The organism is Pauljensenia sp. 20925_1_34 (genome assembly GCF_041432775.1).
Classification (GTDB): domain Bacteria; phylum Actinomycetota; class Actinomycetes; order Actinomycetales; family Actinomycetaceae; genus Pauljensenia.
On the sequence record NZ_JAPWAG010000026.1, the window covers coordinates 15,879 to 33,702 of the forward strand.

Consider the following 17,824-nt stretch of genomic DNA (forward strand, 5'->3'; position numbering starts at 1 on the left):
AGTCGCGGGCAGGGTCCCTTGCTAGATGGGGGTCCGGTATGCTTAACGCATGCGATTGTCCTCTCATTCTTCTGATGCGTGCGCCGATGCCACGGGGGCCTCGTGGCGCGTGCGCGACGTGATGGCCCTCATGGAGTCCTGGTACCCGGCAGCCTGGGCGCAGTCCTGGGACCGCGTCGGCCTGATCGTCGGCGACCCGGACGCCCCCGTGCGCTCACTCCTCCTCGCGCTCGACCCCACCGCCGCGATCGCGGAGCAAGCCGTGGCCGGGCCGAACGGGGACGGGCAACCCTACGACATGGTCATCACGCACCACCCGTTGCTCCTGCGCGGCGCGTCGTTCCTGCCCGTCACGGATCCGAAGGGTGGCGTCGTGACGCGCCTCATCCGCTCGGGCGTCTCCCTCTTCAATGCGCACACGAACGCCGACGTCGCCTGCGAGGGCGTGGCCACGGCGCTCGCCGACCTGATCGGCCTGCGCGACACGGTGCCGCTCGAACCCTGCGGCGTGGACGCGGAGGGGCACGAGATCGGCCTGGGCCGCGTCGGAACGGTCGAGCCCACGACGCTCGGTGCCTTCGCCGACCACGTCGCCTCTGTCCTGCCCGCCGGACCCACCGGCCTGCTCGTGGGAGGGGACGAGGCCATGGCAGTGTCCCGGGTCGCCGTCCTGGGCGGTGCCGGAGACAGCGCGCTAGACGCGGCTCGCGCCGCGGACGTTGACGTGTATCTCACGGCCGACCTGCGTCACCACCCGGCCTCGGAACACTTGGAGGGCGGCGCACCCGCGCTCCTGTGCGGCTCCCACTGGGCCACCGAGTCCCCGTGGCTGCCCGTCCTGGCCCGTCGCATCCGGGAGGCCGCGACATACGCCGATGTGGAAGTTCGCGTCGAAATCTCTACGATTGTCACCGAGCCATGGACCAGCTACCGAGTCACCCAGGGAGAACTAGCGTGAAAGCATCGCACACCGATCAGCTCGACCTCCTCGAGCTTCAGAAGCTCGACCAGAAGGAGTCGGCGCTGCGCCACAAGCGCGATTCTCACCCCGCGCACGCGACGGTGCGCGAGTTCGTCGGCCGCGTCGCCGACCTGCAGCGCGCCGCGATCAGCCAGAACGCCCTCATCGCCGACGTGGGCCGCGAGGTCACCCGCATCGAGGACGAAATCGCTAAGGTGACCGAACGCCGCAAGCGCCAGCAGGGCCGCATCGATAACAACCAGGTGCCCCTGCGCGACATTTCGGCCATGGAGCACGAGATCGCCCAGATGGACCGCCGCCTGGCCAAGCTCGAGGACGACCAAGTCGAGGCCGAGGAACGCGTCGAGGCCGCCCGCGCCGCCCAGGAGAAGATGAAGGAAGAGGCTCAGGCCATCGCAGCCGACATCGAGCGCCTCAAGGCCGAGTTCCAGGCCGACGTCGCCGAGTCCGACGAGGAACTGCGCCGCGTCATCGCCGCTCGTCGCGAGCTCGCCGAGCGCCTTCCGCACGCCTTGCTCGAGGAGTACGAGGATGCCCGCCGCCGCAACGGTGCCCTGGCCGTCATCGAGGTTCGCGACGGCTACGGGATCGGCGTGGCCGCCGACTTGAGCCCGATGGAACTCGAGCGCATTCGCCTCACGCCCCACGACGAGCTGTACCTGACCGAGGACACCTCCCAGATCGTCGTGCGCACGGCGGCGAACACGCCGCGCTGAGACTCAGGCGCGAACCGCGTAGACGTCCGCTAGGTAGAAGCCCTGCCTGCTTGCTGTGACCGTCACCCGAATCCGGGTGGCGGTCACAGGCTTGTCCAGAGTGACGATGCGGCGGTAGCCCACGCAGTGAACGCGGGCGATCTCCCGCTCACCGGCGCCCTCGACGCACGAGGTCACCACGGCCTCGTCGATACGCTGCCCCTGGGCGATGTCCTCCTCAAGGACGATGGCGCCGACCGCACGCGGCGCGTCAAAGCGCAGGGTCACGACGTTGGCCTCGTCCTCGCGGGACGCCTCGACGCGACGCGAGCGGAAGTCGGCGATCTTCTCGCCGAGGCGCGCCAGGACCTCGACGTCGGCGTCTGCGAGAAGGCCGTCGCGGTTCGGGGGAACGTTCAGGAGGAAGGTGGCATTGCCGCCCACCGAGCCCTTCCAGATCGAGAACAGCTCGTCGACGCTGCGCACCTGCGAATCCTCGACGTCGTGGTGGAACCAGCCCTTGCGGGTCGAGGTGTTGACCTCGGCGGGGTACCAGGCCAGGGGACCGGAGTAGGCAGCCAGGGCCTCGCGCGAGCCCAGATCCTCGTCACCGGAAGCCACCTGACGGGAAAACTCCCCGTCGTCGGCCTTCTGGGACTTCTCAGCGGTGCGCTCGGCCTCGCGCAGGGAGGCGGGCACGACGCTCCACTCGTTGGCGCGCACGGAGCCGGCCTCGTTGCCGCACCAGCGCACATCCGGGCCGCACACCGAGATGACGGCCTCGGGGGCCAGCGCGCGGACCGTGTCGTAGATGCGCTGCCAGTCGTAGACCTGCACCTTGCCGTTGGGGCCCTCGCCGCACGCGCCGTCCAGCCACACGGAGAAGACCGGGCCGTAGTGGGTGAGCAGCTCGACGAGCTGGTTGATGTAGAAGTCGTTGTAAGCCTCGCCCTGCCCATAGGTCGGCTCCGTCATGTCCCAGGGGGACAGGTACACGCCGAACTTGAGGCCGTGGCGCGCCGCCGCGTCGGAGACCTCGCGCACGAGGTCGCCGCGCCCGCCCTTCCACGGCGAGGACGCCACCGAGTGCTTCGTGTAGGCCGACGGCCACAGGCAAAACCCGTCGTGATGCTTGCAGGTCAGGATCACTCCAGACATGCCGGCGCTGACGAGGGCGCGCATCCACTGATCGACATCGACGCTGCCCGGGTTGAACAGGGCCGGGTCCTCGTGGCCCTCGCCCCACTCGCGATCCGTCATTGTGTTCATGCCGAAGTGAATGAACGCGTACATCTCCATTTTCTGCCACTGGAGCTGACGGTGGGTGGGCCGAATGTTGGCCAGGTAGTCCTCGTTGATCATCGCGATGTAATCTCCGCTTCGTGGCCGCAATCGGCCGGGCCTGCGCCCTGCAGGTTCCTGACAAAGGATAGCCCAGCGGTTAATTGGTCACCATCGTGACGGCGCGCGTCGTTCCACCGTGCTTCGCCTTCTTTTCGGGGCCGAATTCGATGTCGATGACGCGGTGCTCGGCCCCGCGAGCATCCTGTAAGGTCACAGCGTGCGCAGCGTCGGTGAGCGCATGCTCGCACTCGGCCGTCTCGCCCGCGGCGTATCCTCCCGACGCCAGAAGCGTGCCCGTCACCGCGCCGCGCCAGCGCTTGGCATCGTGGGAAATCACCGAGCGCTTACCGTCGGCCTCGCGCACGACGCGCAGCTCCCACACGCGTGCCCACGGCGCCTTGCAGGCCGCCCGGTAGGGGCCCGAGCGGGCATCAATGACGACCTGTCCTGATGCCTCCTCGCGCAGGGCCTCGTCCAGGCGCGGCGCCCACCACGTGGACAGGACGCCGAAACCGGGCAGGGACACGCCCATGGCCAGGCGGTGATCGGGAATGAGATCGGCGGGGGAGAGGACACCGAAGAGCCCTGAGAACACCGACACGGACGTCGCGCCCGGGCACTGCCAGGCACCCGGTGCCACGGCCTCGATGGCCTCAAAGAGCACGCCCGTAAACAGGGACGAGGCCGGGGCGCAGGGAGCGCTCGCGAGAACCTCGTTGACGGACAGGTCGATGCGCGCCCCAACCTTGAGCGTGGCCGCCGCCTGCGGGCCCGAGCCCAGGGCGACCAGCGCGTCCGCGACCGCGCGACGAGCCGCGGTCAGGGATGGGCGGGACAGGGACTCCAGGGACAGGGCGGGTCCGCGCTCGGGCGCGTTCTTCCCCTCCGACGGGGGCAACCAGATCAGCATGACGACACCCTATCGCGCCGAAGCCGCCAGGCGCGCTAGAATCGGTGCGGATCTGCCGGCCGGGCGGCCGCGCGCGGAAACGCTCGAGGAACGTCCGGGCTCCACAGGGCAGGGTGATGGCTAACAGCCACCCGGGGTAACCCGCGGGACAGTGCCACAGAAAACAAACCACCGGCGCGCACGCGTCGGTAAGGGTGAAAAGGTGAGGTAAGAGCTCACCAGCGGCGCGGGTGACCGCGTCGGCTAGGTAAACCCCACCCGGAGCAAGACCGAGCAGCAGGCAGGGCGGCCCGCCTCATGCCTGCGGGTAGGTTGCTGGAGGCCGTCGGTAACGACGGTCCTAGATAGATGGTCGCCACCGCGCTTTTCCGGTAACGGAGCGCGGGGACAGAACCCGGCGTATAGGCCGACAGATCCAACAGAAGGACCCCGACGCGCGTCGGGGTCCTTCTGTCGTTGATGCTGCCGGGCCGCTCGGCCGAGCGAATCAGGCGCTCTGCTTGGCCGCGTAGTAGGCGGCGCCCACGATGCCCGCCGTATTCAGCAGCTTCGCCGGGATCATCGGGGTCTTCAGGTTCAGCAGCGGCATGAACTTCTCATGGTTCTCAGACACGCCGCCACCCACGACGAAGAGGTCGGGGTTGAGCAGGAACTCCACGTGGCTGTAGTAGCGCTGGAGGCGCTGCGCCCACTGCTCCCAGTCCAGGCCCTGCAGGGTCTTCTGGCCCGACGAGGCGTTCTTTTCGGCGTCGGTGCCGTCGATCTCCAGGTGGCCCAGCTCCGTGTTGGTCAGCAGCGTGCCGTTGACGATGATCGCCGAGCCGATGCCCGTGCCCTGAGTGGTAAAGACGATGACGCCGTCGCGACCCTTGGCGGCGCCGTAGGCAACCTCTGCGATGCCGGCTGCGTCCGCGTCGTTGAGGGCGACAACCGCACGGCCCAGGTAACGCTCCATGAGGGCGTCAACGTTGACGTTAACCCACGACTGGTCCAGGTTGGCCATGTAGGGGATGACGCCGTTAAAGACGGGGGCGGGGAAGGTGACGCCGATCGGAACACCGACCTTCACGTCAAGCTGGTCGATGACCTCGCGGCAGACCTTCGCCACGGCCTCGGGAGTTGCCGGGGTGGGGGTGGGGATACGAACCTGATCGCCGATGTACTCGCCGGTCTCAAGATTCACCAGCGCGCCCTTCACGCCGGATCCGCCGATGTCGATGCCGCAAGCGACCTGAACCATGACCCCTCCTCGGGAAATGTGTGTTCTGTTGTGTGCGTGGGCGCTTAGTGTCCCACGTCTCCTCATTGTAACGGACGCCGCCTCGAGGTGAACAACGCGTTTACCACATGAGCGAAGCCCGCCTCCGATTATGAAAAAAAGGAGGCGGGCTGAGGGTCATTCTGGGACTTAAGGCAGGGTCAGGATCTCCGCCCCGTCCTCGGTGACCACGATCGTGTGCTCGAACTGCGCGGTGCGCGAGCGGTCGGCCGTGACGATCGTCCAATCGTCGTCCCAGCGCTCCCACTCGACGGTGCCCAGCGTCAGCATCGGCTCGATCGTGAAGACCATGCCCGGCTCCATGACCGTGTCGTAGGCGGGCGCAGCATCGTAGTGGGGGACGATCAGGCCCGAGTGGAATGCCTCGCCGACGCCGTGACCGGTGTAGTCGCGCACAACGCCGTATTCAAAGCGCTTCGCGTAGGCCTCGATGACGCGTCCGATCACGTTGATTTCGCGGCCCGGACCCACGGCCTTGATGCCGCGCATCATCGCGTTTTTCGTGCGCTCGATGAGCAGGTGCGATTCCTCGTCGACGGTGCCCACCTCGAACATGGCGCAGGTGTCGCCGTGGACGCCGTCCTTGTAGGCCGTGATGTCGATGTTGATGATGTCGCCGTCTTCGAGCGGGCGGTCGTCGGGGATGCCGTGGCAGATGACCTCGTTGATCGAGGAACACAGGGACTTGGGGAAGCCCATGTAGCCCAGACACGACGGGTAGGCGTCGTGGGCGAGCAGGTACTCGTGGCCGATACGGTCCAGCTCGTCGGTGGTCACGCCCGGCGCGATGGCGGCGCCCACGGCCTCGATGGCACCGGCGGCGATGCGCCCGGCCTCGCGGATTTTCGCGATCGTCTCAGGGCTCTTGATGTCCGAGGTCGTGACGCGCTCGGGGCCGTCGTGGAACATGTATTCGGGGCGCGCGATGTGATCAGGCACGGCGCGCCGGGCCGAGACGCGTCCGGGCTTCAGCGTGCCCAGGGGCGCGCGGCGTGCCAGCGGTGATGCTTCCATGGTTCTTCCTCCTGCAAACGGGTGGCGTCAGTCGTTCTTGTAGTTGTCGGGGCCGGGGAAGCTGCGCTCGCGCACGGAGCCAACGTAGTCCGAGGCAGCCTCGTGCAGGGCGGCGCCGAGCTGGCCGAACTTGCGCACAAACGAGGGCGTCCAGTCGGAGTATCCGGCCATGTCGGACCACACCAGCACCTGGCCGTCCGTATTCGGGCCGGCGCCGATGCCGATTGTCGCGATGGACAGCGTCTGGGTCAGCTCGGTGGCGATGGAGGCGGGCACCATCTCGAAGACGACCGCGAACGCGCCGGCCTCCTGGACCGCCAGGGAGTCGCGGCGTAGCTGCTCGGCGCTGTCGCCGCGGCCCTGCATGCGCGGGCCGCCGAGCGTGTTCTCGGACTGCGGGGTGTAGCCCAGGTGCGCGCACACGGGGATTCCGGCGGCCGTCAGGGCTGCGATGATGTGGGCGCGGGCCTCGCCGCCCTCAAGCTTGACGGCGTGGGCGCCCGCCTTCATCAGGCGGGCGGCTGAGGCGAAGGCATGCTCGGGGGTGTCCTCGTACGTGCCGAAGGGCAGATCGGCAACGATCATGGCGCGCGAGGTGGAGCGTGCGACGGCCGCCGTTGCGCGTTCCATGTCCTCCAGGGTCACGGGCAGCGTCGAGCCGTGGCCGAGGATGACGTTGCCGAGGGAGTCACCGATGAGCAGCATGTCGACGCCGGCGGCCTCGAGGATCGGCGCGGTCAGCGCGTCGTAGGCAGTCAGCATGGTCAGGGGGATGCCCTCGGCCTTGGCGCGCGCGATGTGCTGGACGCGCACACGGCGGGCGTTGAACAGGGGAGGGTTGGAGGATGAGGCTGGGGCCGCGCCTTCGGGGTTCGTGATGTGAGACATTGACTTCCTGTCGTGAGACAACGAGTAGCGCAAACGCGCATTCACGCCTTCCAGGGTAGCGCGGCGGCGGACCCGGTGAGCTGTGAGGATCTGCGAACAGGTAAGATGGAGGACAGTGCGCGTGATGCGCGCAGTAATGAACCCAGTAGGAAAGAAGAAGGAAGCAGGACATGGCTGGCAATGCCCCTGACCTTGATCCTCTTGACGAGGCCGCCGTTGACGCACTGCGCGCCCAGGGCCTCGTCGATATTGAAGAAGCAGATTCGCTGGACGCCCTCAAGGCTGTTCGCGGGGCGCTTCTCGGAGATCAAGCCCCGCTCGTGATCGCGAACCGCACCATTGGTTCGCTCGAGCCCTCCCAGCGCGGTCTGGCAGGTAAGAACCTCGGACAGGCTCGCAAGGCGCTGACCGAGGCCCTCGACGCGCGCAAGGATGTCCTCGCCGCCGAGCATGAGGCCCGGATGCTGGTCGAGGAATCCGTGGACGTGACGGTTCCGACGAGCCGATGCGCGGCGGGCGCTCGCCACCCCCTGGAGACCCTGATGGAAGAGGTCGCGGACTTCTTCGTCGCAATGGGCTGGGATATCGCCGAGGGTCCCGAGATCGAGCACGAGTGGTTCAACTTCGATTCGCTGAACTTTGACATCGATCACCCTGCGCGTCAGATGCAGGACACCCTCTACATTGACGGGCGCTCTGCTGGCGGCGAGAAGGAAGAGGACGGTCACCTGGTGATGCGCACGCACACCTCGCCGGTGCAGTCCCACTCGATGCTGGCCCGCGGCGTTCCACTGTACATCGCATGCCCGGGTAAGGTCTTCCGCTCCGACGCCCTGGATGCCACGCACACCCCCGTGTTCCACCAGGTCGAGGGCCTGGCGGTCGACAAGGGCCTGACCATGGCGCACCTCAAGGGAGTCCTGGACCACTTCGCCAAGGCCATGTTCGGCCCCGAGGCGAAGACCCGCCTGCGTCCCTCCTACTTCCCCTTCACCGAACCCAGCGCCGAGATGGACCTGTGGTTCCCGCAGAAGAAGGGCGGCCCCGGCTGGATCGAGTGGGGCGGCTGCGGCATGGTCAACCCCAACGTCCTGCGCGCCAACGGCATCGACCCCGAGGTCTACTCGGGCTTCGCGTTCGGCATGGGTATCGAGCGCACGCTGATGCTGCGTCACGGCATCGCTGACATGCACGACATCGTCGAGGGAGACGTTCGCTTCTCCCAGCAGTTCGGCGTCAATGGAAGGGGAAACTGACATGCCTATGGTTCCGCTGAGCTGGCTGGCCGACCACGTGGACGTCGCCGAAGGCACCGACGCCCGCGCACTGGCCGCCGCCCTGGTGAAGGTCGGTCTTGAGGAAGAGGAGATCCACCCGGCGCGCGTGACCGGCCCACTCGTCGTGGGCCGCGTCCTGACCCGCGTGGAAGAGACGGCCTCGAACGGCAAGATCGTCAACTACTGCCGCGTGGACGTGGGCGAGCACAACGATGCTCCCGGCACCGGCAAGGAGCCCTCGGAGCTGCCCAGCCGCGGCATTATCTGCGGCGCGCATAACTTCGACGTCGACGACCTGGTCGTGGTCTCCCTGCCCGGCGCCGTCCTGCCCGGCGACTTCCAGATCGCCGCCCGCAAGACCTACGGTCACGTCTCCGACGGCATGATCTGCTCCGCGCGCGAGCTTGGTCTGGGTGAGGATCACGACGGCATCATCGTGTTGCCGAAGTACTTCCCGGACCGTGAGATTCCCGCGGTCGGCACCGACATCGTATCCTGGCTGGGCCTGGGCGAAGAGGTCCTGGAGATCAACGTGACCCCGGACCGCGGCTACTGCTTCTCGATGCGCGGCATCGCACGCGAGTACTCCCACTCGACTGGTGCCGCCTTCCGTGACCCGGGTGCGCCCGGCGTTGTCGCCGCCGAGCCTCCCGCCGCCAACGCCGAGGGCTTCCCCGTCGTCTTCGCCGACGACGCTCCGATCCGCGGCCGCGTGGGTGTGGACCGCTTCGTCGGTCGCGTGGTGCGCGGCACGAACCCGGCCGCCCCCACGCCGCGTTGGATGGTCGAGCGCCTTGAGGCCGCCGGCATGCGTTCCCTGTCGCTGCCCGTGGACATTACGAACTACGTCATGCTGGACCTGGGCCAGCCGATGCACGCCTACGACCTGGGCGCGCTGGCTGCCCCGATCGTCGTGCGTCGAGCGCGCGCCGGCGAAACGCTGGTGACGCTGGACGAGGAAAAGCGCGAGCTCGATGTGCAGGACCTGCTCATCACCGACTCCCCGCAGGGCGAAGGCTCCCGCATCATCGGCATCGCCGGCGTCATGGGTGGCGCGTACTCCGAGGTTGAGGCTGGCACGACGGACATCCTCTTCGAGGCCGCCCACTTCGACTCGGTGTCGATCGCACGCAGCGCCCGCCGCCACAAGCTCCACTCTGAGTCCTCCAAGCGCTTCGAGCGCGGCGTCGACCCGGCCCTGCCCGCCGTCGCAGCCCAGCGCGCCGTCGAGCTGCTCGTCGAATACGGCGGCGGTACCGTCGACGAGGGCGTCACCGACGTCGATCAGCGTCCCGCGCCCACCGTCATCTCGCTGCCCGTGGGCGAGGCCGAGCGCCTCACCGGCGTCGCCCACAGCCCCGAGCGCATCGCCGAGCTGCTGACCACCGTCGGCTGCACCGTTGAGGGACCCTCCGACGGCGTCTTCACGGTGACCGCCCCCTCGTGGCGTCCCGACCTGACCCTCGCGGCCGACCTGGTTGAGGAGATCGCCCGCCTGGACGGCTACGACAAGATCCCCGTCATCTTGCCCATGGCCCCCGCCGGCCATGGCCTGACGCCCGCGCAGAAGGCCCGCCGCCTCGCCGCGTCCGCGCTGGCCCACGGAGGCCTCGTCGAGGTCGAGTCCTACCCCTTCGTGTCCGACACGTGGGACCGCCAGGGCATCCCCGCGGGCGACCCTCGCCGCGACGCCCTGCGCCTGCGCAACCCGATGGCGGACGACGCCCCGTGGCTGCGCACGAGCGTGCTCGACACGCTGCTGGACGTCGCGGGCCGCAACGTCTCGCGTTCCAACGCGGACGTCGCCGTCTTCGAGGTCGCCAAGGTTGCCCGTCCCGCCGGGACGGTGCCCGCAGGCCTGCCCGGAGCCGAGACGCGTCCCTCCGACGAGGTGCTCGCCGCGCTCGAAGCCGGTATCCCGGCCCAGCCCTGGCACATCGGCGGCGTGCTCACCGGCGCAGCCGAGGCCGCTGGCGTCCTGTCCACGCCCCGCGCCTACGACTGGGCCGACGCCCTCGAGTACGTGCGTCGCGTGGCCAGCGGTCTTGGCGTGCGCGTCGAGGTGACACGCGCCTGGATGGACCGCGTGCCCGCGCACAAGGGTGCCCCGATGCCCGCTCCCGCGACCGATCCCGCCGACGTCGCGCCCTTCCACCCGGGCCGCGTCGCCCGCGTGTTCGTGCGCGCCGGACGCGAGCTGGTGGACGTGGCCCTGGCCGGCGAGCTCTCGCCCGCAGCCTGCCGCGCCTTCGGCCTGCCCGCGCGCTCGTGCGCCTTCGAGATCGACATGGACGCGCTCATCTCCCAGATGAGCGCCGACCCGATCCAGGTCAAGGGCGTCTCGACGTTCCCGCTGGCCAAGGAGGATATCGCCCTGGTCGTTCCGGCCGACATTCCCGCCTCGCGCGTGGAGCAGATCGTGCGTCAGGGTGCCGGCCCGCTCGCGGAATCGGTCTCACTCTTCGATATCTACGAGGGTGACCAGGTACCTGAGGGCTACCGTTCGCTGGCCTTTGCCCTGCGCCTGCGCGCCGCCGACCACACGCTGACCGCCAAGGAATCCGAGGCCGTCCGCAAGCAGGTGGTCACCAAGGCTGCCAAGGTTCTCGGAGCGTCGCTGCGCGCCTGACAAGCGTTCCGCACGGCCGGTCGAATCTCACGGTGTGGCGCCCCACTCATTTGGGGCGTTGCGCCCGTGGATTCGGCCGGTCTTCGCTTTAGGATGGGCCTATGCACATCCTTGTAACTGCAGCATCAAAGCACGGGGCGACGGATGAGGTCGCCGATGCCATTGCCAAGCGCATCGAAGCGAGTGGTATCACCGTCGACCGGCTGGCCCCCAGTGATGTCACGTCGGTCGAAGGCTACGACGCGGTCATCATCGGCTCCGCCGTCTACATCCTCCAGTGGATGCCCGAGGCACACGACTTCATGGAGCGTTTTAAGGACGAGTTGCCCGTCGGACGCGTATGGGCCTTCTCCGTCGGCATGAATGGCGTTCCCAAGCATACCGAGCAGGACGGCACGCGCGTCGGCCCGCTCCTCACGCACGTCAAGTGCCGCGAGCTGCATACTTTCCCGGGGCGGTACAAGCCCTCCCTCCTGTCCCTGCGCGAGCGTTCGGTTGCCCGCCTGGCTGGAGTTGTCGAGGGGGACTTCCGTGACTGGGAGGCTATCGACCAGTGGGCTGATGAGATCGTCGAGGCGCTGAAGGCCTGAGACTGTCAGGTGGTGAGTGGGTGAGGTTCGCGACTCACCCACTTGCGCAATTCTATGCATGTGCATGTATAATCATGCATATGAGTGCAGTAGCAGCGTTCCCCAGCACTAAGAGTGCCAGGCACGAGATGATTCGCGACCTCCTGGCCTCCGAGTCCATCGGCAGCCAGGAGTCCCTTCGCTCACGCCTCGCGCAACGGGGGATTGAGGTCACCCAGACGACGCTCTCGCGCGACCTCATGGACCTGCGGGCCACCAAGGTGCGCAACGCCTCCGGCGCGCTCATCTACACGGTGCCCGACCATGACGGGGGAGCCACCCACGACGGTGAAGCTGCCAACGTCCGCCTCGCTCGCTGGTGCCAGCTCCTGCTTGTCACCTCCGTCAAGGTCGGCAACCAGCTCGTTCTGCGCACCCAGGTCGGAGCAGCCAACCTCCTGGCCTCCTCCATCGACTCCGTGCGCCGCGAAGAAGTCGCTGGCACGATCGCCGGTGACGACACCATCTTGGTGATCTGCCGCTCAAAGGAGGATGCGAGCGTCATCGAACGAATGCTCCTAGCCCTCGCAGAACCCGGCGCGCTGCCCGAAAACTAGCCCCGGCCTCGTCCCCAACGGGCGGGCACACGAACCTTAGAAACACCCCAGTGGAAGGAACCCACATGTCGAGCAAAGACCGCGTTGTCCTGGCCTACTCAGGCGGCCTGGACACCTCTGTCGCCATCGGATGGATCGGAGAGCAGACCGGCCGTGAGGTCGTCGCTGTCGCGGTCGATGTCGGCCAGGGTGGCGAGGACCTTGAGGTCATTCGCCAACGCGCACTCGACTGCGGTGCGGTTGAAGCCTACGTCGCCGACGCCCGCGACGAATTCGCCAACGAATACTGCATGCCGGCCCTGAAGGCCAACGCGCTCTACGAAGGCAAGTACCCGCTCGTCTCCGCCCTCTCGCGTCCCGTTATCACCAAGCACCTGGTCAAGGCCGCCCGCGAATTCGGCGCCACCACCGTTGCCCACGGCTGCACCGGCAAGGGAAACGACCAGGTTCGCTTCGAGGTCTCCATTACGTCGATGGCACCCGACATGGACTGCATCTCCCCGGTGCGCGACCTCGCCCTGACCCGCGACGTCGCGATCGATTACGCGGAAAAGCACAACCTGCCGATCGAAACGACGAAGCACAACCCCTTCTCGATCGACCAGAACGTGTGGGGCCGCGCCATCGAGACGGGCTTCCTCGAGGACCTGTGGAACGCCCCCACCAAGGACGTCTACGTCTACACGGACGACCCGACCTACCCGCCGCTGCCGGACGAAGTCGTCATCACCTTCGACAAGGGTATCCCCGTCGCGATTGACGGCCGCCCCGTCACCCCGCTCGAGGCCATCCAGGAAATGAACCGCCGCGCCGGCGCTCAGGGCATCGGCCGGATCGACATGGTCGAGGACCGCCTCGTCGGCATCAAGTCCCGCGAGATCTACGAGGCCCCCGGCGCCGTCGCGCTCATCGAGGCCCACCAGGCCCTCGAGTCGGTTACCCTCGAGCGCATGCAGCACCGCTACAAGCGACAGCTCGAGCAGACCTGGGGCGAGCTCGTCTACGAGGCCCAGTGGTACTCGCCGCTCAAGAAGTCCATGGACGCCTTCATCGAGCACACGCAGCAGTATGTCTCCGGCGACATTCGCATGATCCTGCACGGCGGACGCGCGACGGTCAACGGCCGCCGCTCGGAGTCCTCGCTCTACGACTTCAACCTCGCGACCTACGAGACCGGCGATACCTTCGATCAGTCCTCCTCGCGCGGCTTCATCGACATCTACGGCCTGCAGTCCAAGCTGGCGGCCGCGCGCGACGTGCGCATGGGTGTTGATATGGGGTACTGAGTACTCATTGAGGGTTCTCTCACAGGGAATGTTTCAGTTGGGTTTCAAGAGGTGGGAGCGTCGGCAAGGGCGCTCCCACCTCGCCTACTGTGTCGTGTATGACGTACCAAAAGAGTGCGGCGATGGATGCTCCCGCAGGCATTGATCAAGAAGAGGCCGTGCGTGAGCGCATGATGCGCTACACGGTCGCGGCCATGTTTTTCGTCGGTTTCGCGGGCAAGGGCATCCGCGGAATCTTCGGTGAGATCGGGTCTCTCGTCCCGATGCTCATCCTGTTGGCCGCCTTCGTCGTGCTCTTTCGCGGCTCCGGGCGGTCCCTGCTCCTGCGTCGTTTCCCGAGCACGATCAGCATGTTTGTGCTGTGGTGCGCGCTGACGTGCATCTGGTCGATCGATCCGGCGCTGAGCGCCCAGTATTGGGTCCTCCAATCCGTGCTGACGCTGGTGGCGATAGCCGTGGCGGTTGCCCTCCCGCTGACATCCCTGGTGGAGTCGCTGATTCTCTCCTTTCAGTGGATCATCGGCTCGTCCTTCATTCTCGAGGCCGTGGTTGCCTTTCTTGATCAAGGGCCCCTCGCGCCACCCACCCTGTGGGGCCGGGGACATTTGCCCGCCTCTGCGTACTGGGTGGACGGTCGATTACTCGAGGGGGGACCGATCCAAGGTTTCCCAGGCAATCGCAACCCGTTAGCCTTCGTGGCCCTCCTGCTGGCGGTGTGTCTGGTCCTGCGCTACATGCAGACGCGCGCGTCTTTGCCGTGGACTCTTGCGTGGCTTGCCGCGAGCGGCGTGACCCTGGCGCTGACCCAGTCTGCGACGGTGGCCCTGTCGACCGCGGGCTGCTTCGTCGTTTTGGCTGGACTCGTCGTTCAGCGCAACGTTCCCGTGCGCCTGCGACTGCGGGTGGTTGGAATCTTCACGGGCATAGGTGTCGTCGCGGCGATTATCGCTTTCTTTGCCCGCCACTGGATCGCCGATGCCTTCGGACGCAGCCCGGACATGAGCGGCCGCTCCGTCATCTGGCACTCCGTCGCGCCGCTCATCGCGGACAAACCCATCGGCGGCTGGGGCTGGTTCATCGGCTGGCCCACGTGGCTCGAACCCTTCGCGGGACTCGTCGTTCGCGAGGACGGGACGTCGACGAACCAGGCGCACAACGTCTATGTGGAGGCCGCCCTGACCACCGGCTTGGTCGGCGCCTTCCTGGTGACCTCCGCGATCATCTGGACGCTCTACCGCGTCGTCAAGGTCGCCGTCGCCCACATCGACGACAACCTGTGGGACGTAATCCCCGCGGTCCTCATGATCGCCATGTTCATTCAGTCCTTTACCGAATCCCGTCTGCTCTTCGAGGGCAACTGGATGCTCTTCGTCATCATCGCCACCTGGGTGAAGGTGCGTGGCGAGGTGCCCATCGTGTGGCCGTCGGCTGCACGCCAGCATCTCGAATACTCTTAAGTCAGGAACGTCAATCCCCTTTGTCGACCCGGGAGGTCCACCATGTCGCAATCCGAAACGCACGTGTCCCTGTGGGGTGGTCGCTTCGCTGGCGGCCCGTCGCAGGCCCTGGCAGCGCTGAGCGTGTCGACCCACTTCGATTTCCGACTGGCCCACGTCGACATTGCCGGTTCGCACGCGCACGCCGACGAGCTGCACCGCGTCGGTCTGCTCACCGACCAGGAATGCGCGGACATGCACGACGCGCTGTCCCGCCTCGACGCGGACGTCGCCTCCGGTGCCTTCGTTCCTAGCCCCGACGATGAGGACGTGCACACGGCCCTGGAGCGCGGCCTCATCGACCGCGCCGGTGCGACCCTGGGCGGTAAGCTCCGCGCCGGCCGCTCCCGCAACGACCAGATCGCCACCCTTATCCGCGTGTATCTGCGCGAAGAGGCGCGCCACCTGGCTGGCCGCGTTCTCGACATCGCCCAGGCCCTCGTCGGCCAGGCCGAGCGCGCGGGCGACGCCGTCATGCCCGGTCGCACCCATATGCAGCACGCCCAGCCCGTCCTCGTCGCCCACCACCTGCTCGCCCACGTGTGGCCGCTCCTGCGCGACGTGGCCCGCCTGCGCGACTGGGATAAGCGCGCCGCCATCTCGCCCTACGGCTCCGGCGCGCTGGCCGGTAATACGCTCGGAATGGACCCGCGCCGCATTGCAGCGGCACTCGGCTTCACCGACTCCGTCGAAAACTCCATCGACGGCACCTCCGCGCGCGACGTCGTCGCCGAGTTCTCCTTCATCTGCGCCCAGATCGGCATCGACATCTCCCGCCTGAGCGAAGAGATCGTCATCTGGAACACCAAGGAATTCGACTACGTCACCCTGGATGACTCCTACTCGACAGGCTCGTCCATCATGCCGCAGAAGAAGAACCCCGACGTCGCCGAGCTCGCGCGCGGCAAGGCCGGGCGCCTCATCGGCGACCTGACCGCCCTCCTCGCCGTCCTCAAGGCCCTTCCTCTCGCGTACGACCGCGACCTCCAGGAGGACAAGGAGCCCGTCTTCGACCAGATCGACACCCTCGACGTCCTGTGCCCCGCCGTGGCCGGCATGATCGACACGATGACCATCCACCTCGACCGTCTCGCCGAGCTGGCCCCCCAGGGCTTCTCCCTGGCCACCGACATCGCCGAATGGCTCGTCAAGCGCGGCGTCCCGTTCCGCGATGCGCACGAGATCTCCGGAGCCTGCGTGCGCCTGGCCGAAGCCAGGGGAGTGGAGCTGGCGGACCTGACCGACGAAGAGCTCGCCCAGGCCTCGTCCCACCTGGATCCCCAGGTGCGCTCCGTGCTCACCGTCGAGGGCTCGGTCGGTGCCCGCCTGGGTCGAGGCGGCACCGCACCCGTGCGCGTCGCCGAGCAGCTCGACGAGGCCCGGGCTGGCCTCGAGGATGCATGGCAGTGGGCGGTCGCTGGGCTGCACTAAGGCCGCTAGCTGCAAAACCGATACACTTACAACCACAACAACCCGTCAAATCCGCAAGGAAGGACAACTTTCGTGACAGACATTCTGGACGACCTGCAGTGGCGTGGGCTGCTCGCGCAGCACACCGACCTCGAGGCGCTTCGCGCACACCTGAGCGCCGGACCTGTCACCTTCTATTGCGGCTACGACCCGACGGCCCCCTCCCTGCACCACGGACACCTCGTCCAGCTGATCGTCATGCGTCACCTCCAGCTTGCTGGCCACCGCCCCCTCGCTCTCGTGGGTGGCGCAACCGGCCAGATCGGCGACCCCCGCCAGAGCGGTGAGCGTCAGCTTCAGTCGACCGAGGTTGTGCGCGGCTGGGCGGAGCGCCTGCGCGCGCAGATTTCCCATTTCCTCGACTTCGAGGGACCGGCCGCCGCGCAGATGGTCAACAACCTGGACTGGACGCAGGAGATGAGCGCCATCGACCTGCTGCGCACCATCGGCAAGTACTTCCGCGTGGGCACCATGCTCAACAAGGACATCGTCGCGCGCCGCATCGCCTCCGACGAAGGCATCTCCTACACGGAGTTCTCCTACCAGGTCCTCCAGGCCAACGACTTCCTCGAGCTGTACCGCCGCAACGGCTGCACGCTCGAGACCGGCGGCAATGACCAGTGGGGCAACATGGTCGGCGGCGTCGACCTCATCCGTAAGGTGGAGGGCGTCGACACCCACGTCATGACCACCCCCATCATCACCAAGGCCGACGGCACCAAGTTCGGTAAGTCCGAGGGCGGGGCCATCTGGCTCGACCCTGAGATGATGACCCCCTACGCCTTCTACCAGTTCTGGCTGCAGGTGGCTGACGAGGACGTGGTTCGTTTCCTCAAGATCTTCACTTTCAAGACGCGCGAGGAAATCGAGGCCCTGGCTCTGGAGGTCGCCGAGCGCCCCCACCAGCGCGCCGCCCAGAAGGCCCTGGCCGCCTCCGTCACCGAACTGGTGCACGGCGCCGACCAGCTCGAGCGCGTTCTGGCCGCGACCCAGGCCCTGTGGGGCGGCGGCGACATCCGCGATCTCGACGAGGCCACCCTGGCCGCCGCGACCGCCGACCTGCCCCGCGCTTCCCTGACCCTGGGCGAGTCCACAGTCGCCGACGCGCTCGTGGCGCTCGGCTTCGAAAAGGGTAAGACCGCCGCACGTCGCACCATTTCCTCGGGCGGTGCCTCCGTCAATAACGTCAAGGTTGAGGATCCCGAGGCTGTTTTCTCCGCAAACGACCTTCTTGCGGGTGGTTTGGCTCTCATTCGCAAGGGTCGCAAGAACCTGGCGGTCGTTGAACTGAGCTAATTGGTCGCGAGGAGCGGGCGCTCGGCAATTGCCGGGCGCCCGTTTTTCGTTGTGTTTGTTGGGTTTTGTTGT

Annotated in this window: 15 protein-coding genes and 1 other RNA gene; 11 read left to right on the top strand and 5 right to left on the bottom strand. The window is 67.2% G+C overall.

From position 1 onward, the window contains the following. The first annotated feature begins 49 nt into the window (after positions 1–49). The gene (locus O3669_RS08910) at positions 50–958 is read left to right on the top strand and encodes a Nif3-like dinuclear metal center hexameric protein (protein ID WP_371524426.1); all 909 of its coding nucleotides are present in this window, start codon (positions 50–52) and stop codon (positions 956–958) included. Continuing rightward, positions 955–1,698, top strand: coding sequence for a zinc ribbon domain-containing protein (locus O3669_RS08915; protein ID WP_371524427.1), 744 nt, complete (start codon positions 955–957; stop codon positions 1,696–1,698). The genes O3669_RS08910 and O3669_RS08915 overlap by 4 nt, the downstream gene beginning before the upstream one ends. A gap of 3 nt (positions 1,699–1,701) precedes the next feature. Here O3669_RS08915 and O3669_RS08920 read toward each other — a convergent pair whose 3' ends face one another. Continuing rightward, complete coding sequence (locus tag O3669_RS08920; protein ID WP_371524428.1) at positions 1,702–3,039, bottom strand: alpha-L-fucosidase; 1,338 nt, start codon at positions 3,037–3,039, stop codon at positions 1,702–1,704. A 79-nt stretch (positions 3,040–3,118) separates the two neighbouring features. Beyond that, the gene (locus tag O3669_RS08925) at positions 3,119–3,931 is read right to left on the bottom strand and encodes a YaaA family protein (RefSeq protein ID WP_371524429.1); all 813 of its coding nucleotides are present in this window, start codon (positions 3,929–3,931) and stop codon (positions 3,119–3,121) included. A gap of 51 nt (positions 3,932–3,982) precedes the next feature. Between O3669_RS08925 and rnpB the strand changes: the two genes are divergently transcribed. Next, an RNA gene (gene rnpB / locus O3669_RS08930) (RNase P RNA component class A) lies at positions 3,983–4,349 on the top strand. Between the two features lie 69 nt (positions 4,350–4,418). Here the strand turns inward: rnpB and ppgK are convergent. From ppgK to panB, 3 genes are all read right to left on the bottom strand, one after another. After that, complete coding sequence (ppgK, locus tag O3669_RS08935; RefSeq protein WP_371524430.1) at positions 4,419–5,171, bottom strand: polyphosphate--glucose phosphotransferase; 753 nt, start codon at positions 5,169–5,171, stop codon at positions 4,419–4,421. A gap of 168 nt (positions 5,172–5,339) precedes the next feature. Further along, positions 5,340–6,224, bottom strand: a complete 885-nt coding sequence (gene map, locus O3669_RS08940; protein WP_315283320.1) for a type I methionyl aminopeptidase — start codon at positions 6,222–6,224, stop codon at positions 5,340–5,342. A gap of 27 nt (positions 6,225–6,251) precedes the next feature. Further along, positions 6,252–7,112 (bottom strand): 3-methyl-2-oxobutanoate hydroxymethyltransferase, encoded by an 861-nt coding sequence (panB, locus tag O3669_RS08945; protein WP_295968894.1) that lies wholly within the window; start codon positions 7,110–7,112, stop codon positions 6,252–6,254. Between the two features lie 170 nt (positions 7,113–7,282). Between panB and pheS the strand changes: the two genes are divergently transcribed. The 8 genes from pheS (at position 7,283) to tyrS (ending at position 17,752) form a co-directional block, all read left to right on the top strand. Further along, positions 7,283–8,368 carry a phenylalanine--tRNA ligase subunit alpha gene (pheS, locus tag O3669_RS08950; protein WP_371524431.1) on the top strand — a complete coding sequence of 362 codons (1,086 nt, stop codon included), beginning with the start codon at positions 7,283–7,285 and terminating at the stop codon, positions 8,366–8,368. Between the two features lies 1 nt (position 8,369). Next, positions 8,370–11,018 carry a phenylalanine--tRNA ligase subunit beta gene (gene pheT / locus O3669_RS08955; RefSeq protein ID WP_371524432.1) on the top strand — a complete coding sequence of 883 codons (2,649 nt, stop codon included), beginning with the start codon at positions 8,370–8,372 and terminating at the stop codon, positions 11,016–11,018. Between the two features lie 101 nt (positions 11,019–11,119). Further along, complete coding sequence (locus O3669_RS08960; RefSeq protein ID WP_371524433.1) at positions 11,120–11,608, top strand: flavodoxin domain-containing protein; 489 nt, start codon at positions 11,120–11,122, stop codon at positions 11,606–11,608. A gap of 74 nt (positions 11,609–11,682) precedes the next feature. Next, entirely contained in the window at positions 11,683–12,204 is a 522-nt protein-coding gene (gene argR / locus O3669_RS08965; RefSeq protein ID WP_371524434.1) for an arginine repressor, read from the top strand. A gap of 65 nt (positions 12,205–12,269) precedes the next feature. Continuing rightward, positions 12,270–13,490: an argininosuccinate synthase gene (locus O3669_RS08970; protein WP_295920474.1), complete on the top strand. Its 1,221-nt coding sequence runs from the start codon at positions 12,270–12,272 to the stop codon at positions 13,488–13,490. Between the two features lie 98 nt (positions 13,491–13,588). Beyond that, positions 13,589–14,947, top strand: coding sequence for an O-antigen ligase family protein (locus O3669_RS08975; RefSeq protein WP_371524435.1), 1,359 nt, complete (start codon positions 13,589–13,591; stop codon positions 14,945–14,947). Between the two features lie 42 nt (positions 14,948–14,989). Beyond that, positions 14,990–16,417, top strand: coding sequence for an argininosuccinate lyase (argH, locus tag O3669_RS08980; RefSeq protein WP_371524436.1), 1,428 nt, complete (start codon positions 14,990–14,992; stop codon positions 16,415–16,417). 72 nt (positions 16,418–16,489) lie between these two features. Further along, on the top strand, positions 16,490–17,752 hold the full coding sequence (gene tyrS / locus O3669_RS08985) for a tyrosine--tRNA ligase (RefSeq protein WP_371524437.1): 1,263 nt from the start codon (positions 16,490–16,492) through the stop codon (positions 17,750–17,752). Positions 17,753–17,824 lie beyond the last annotated feature (72 nt).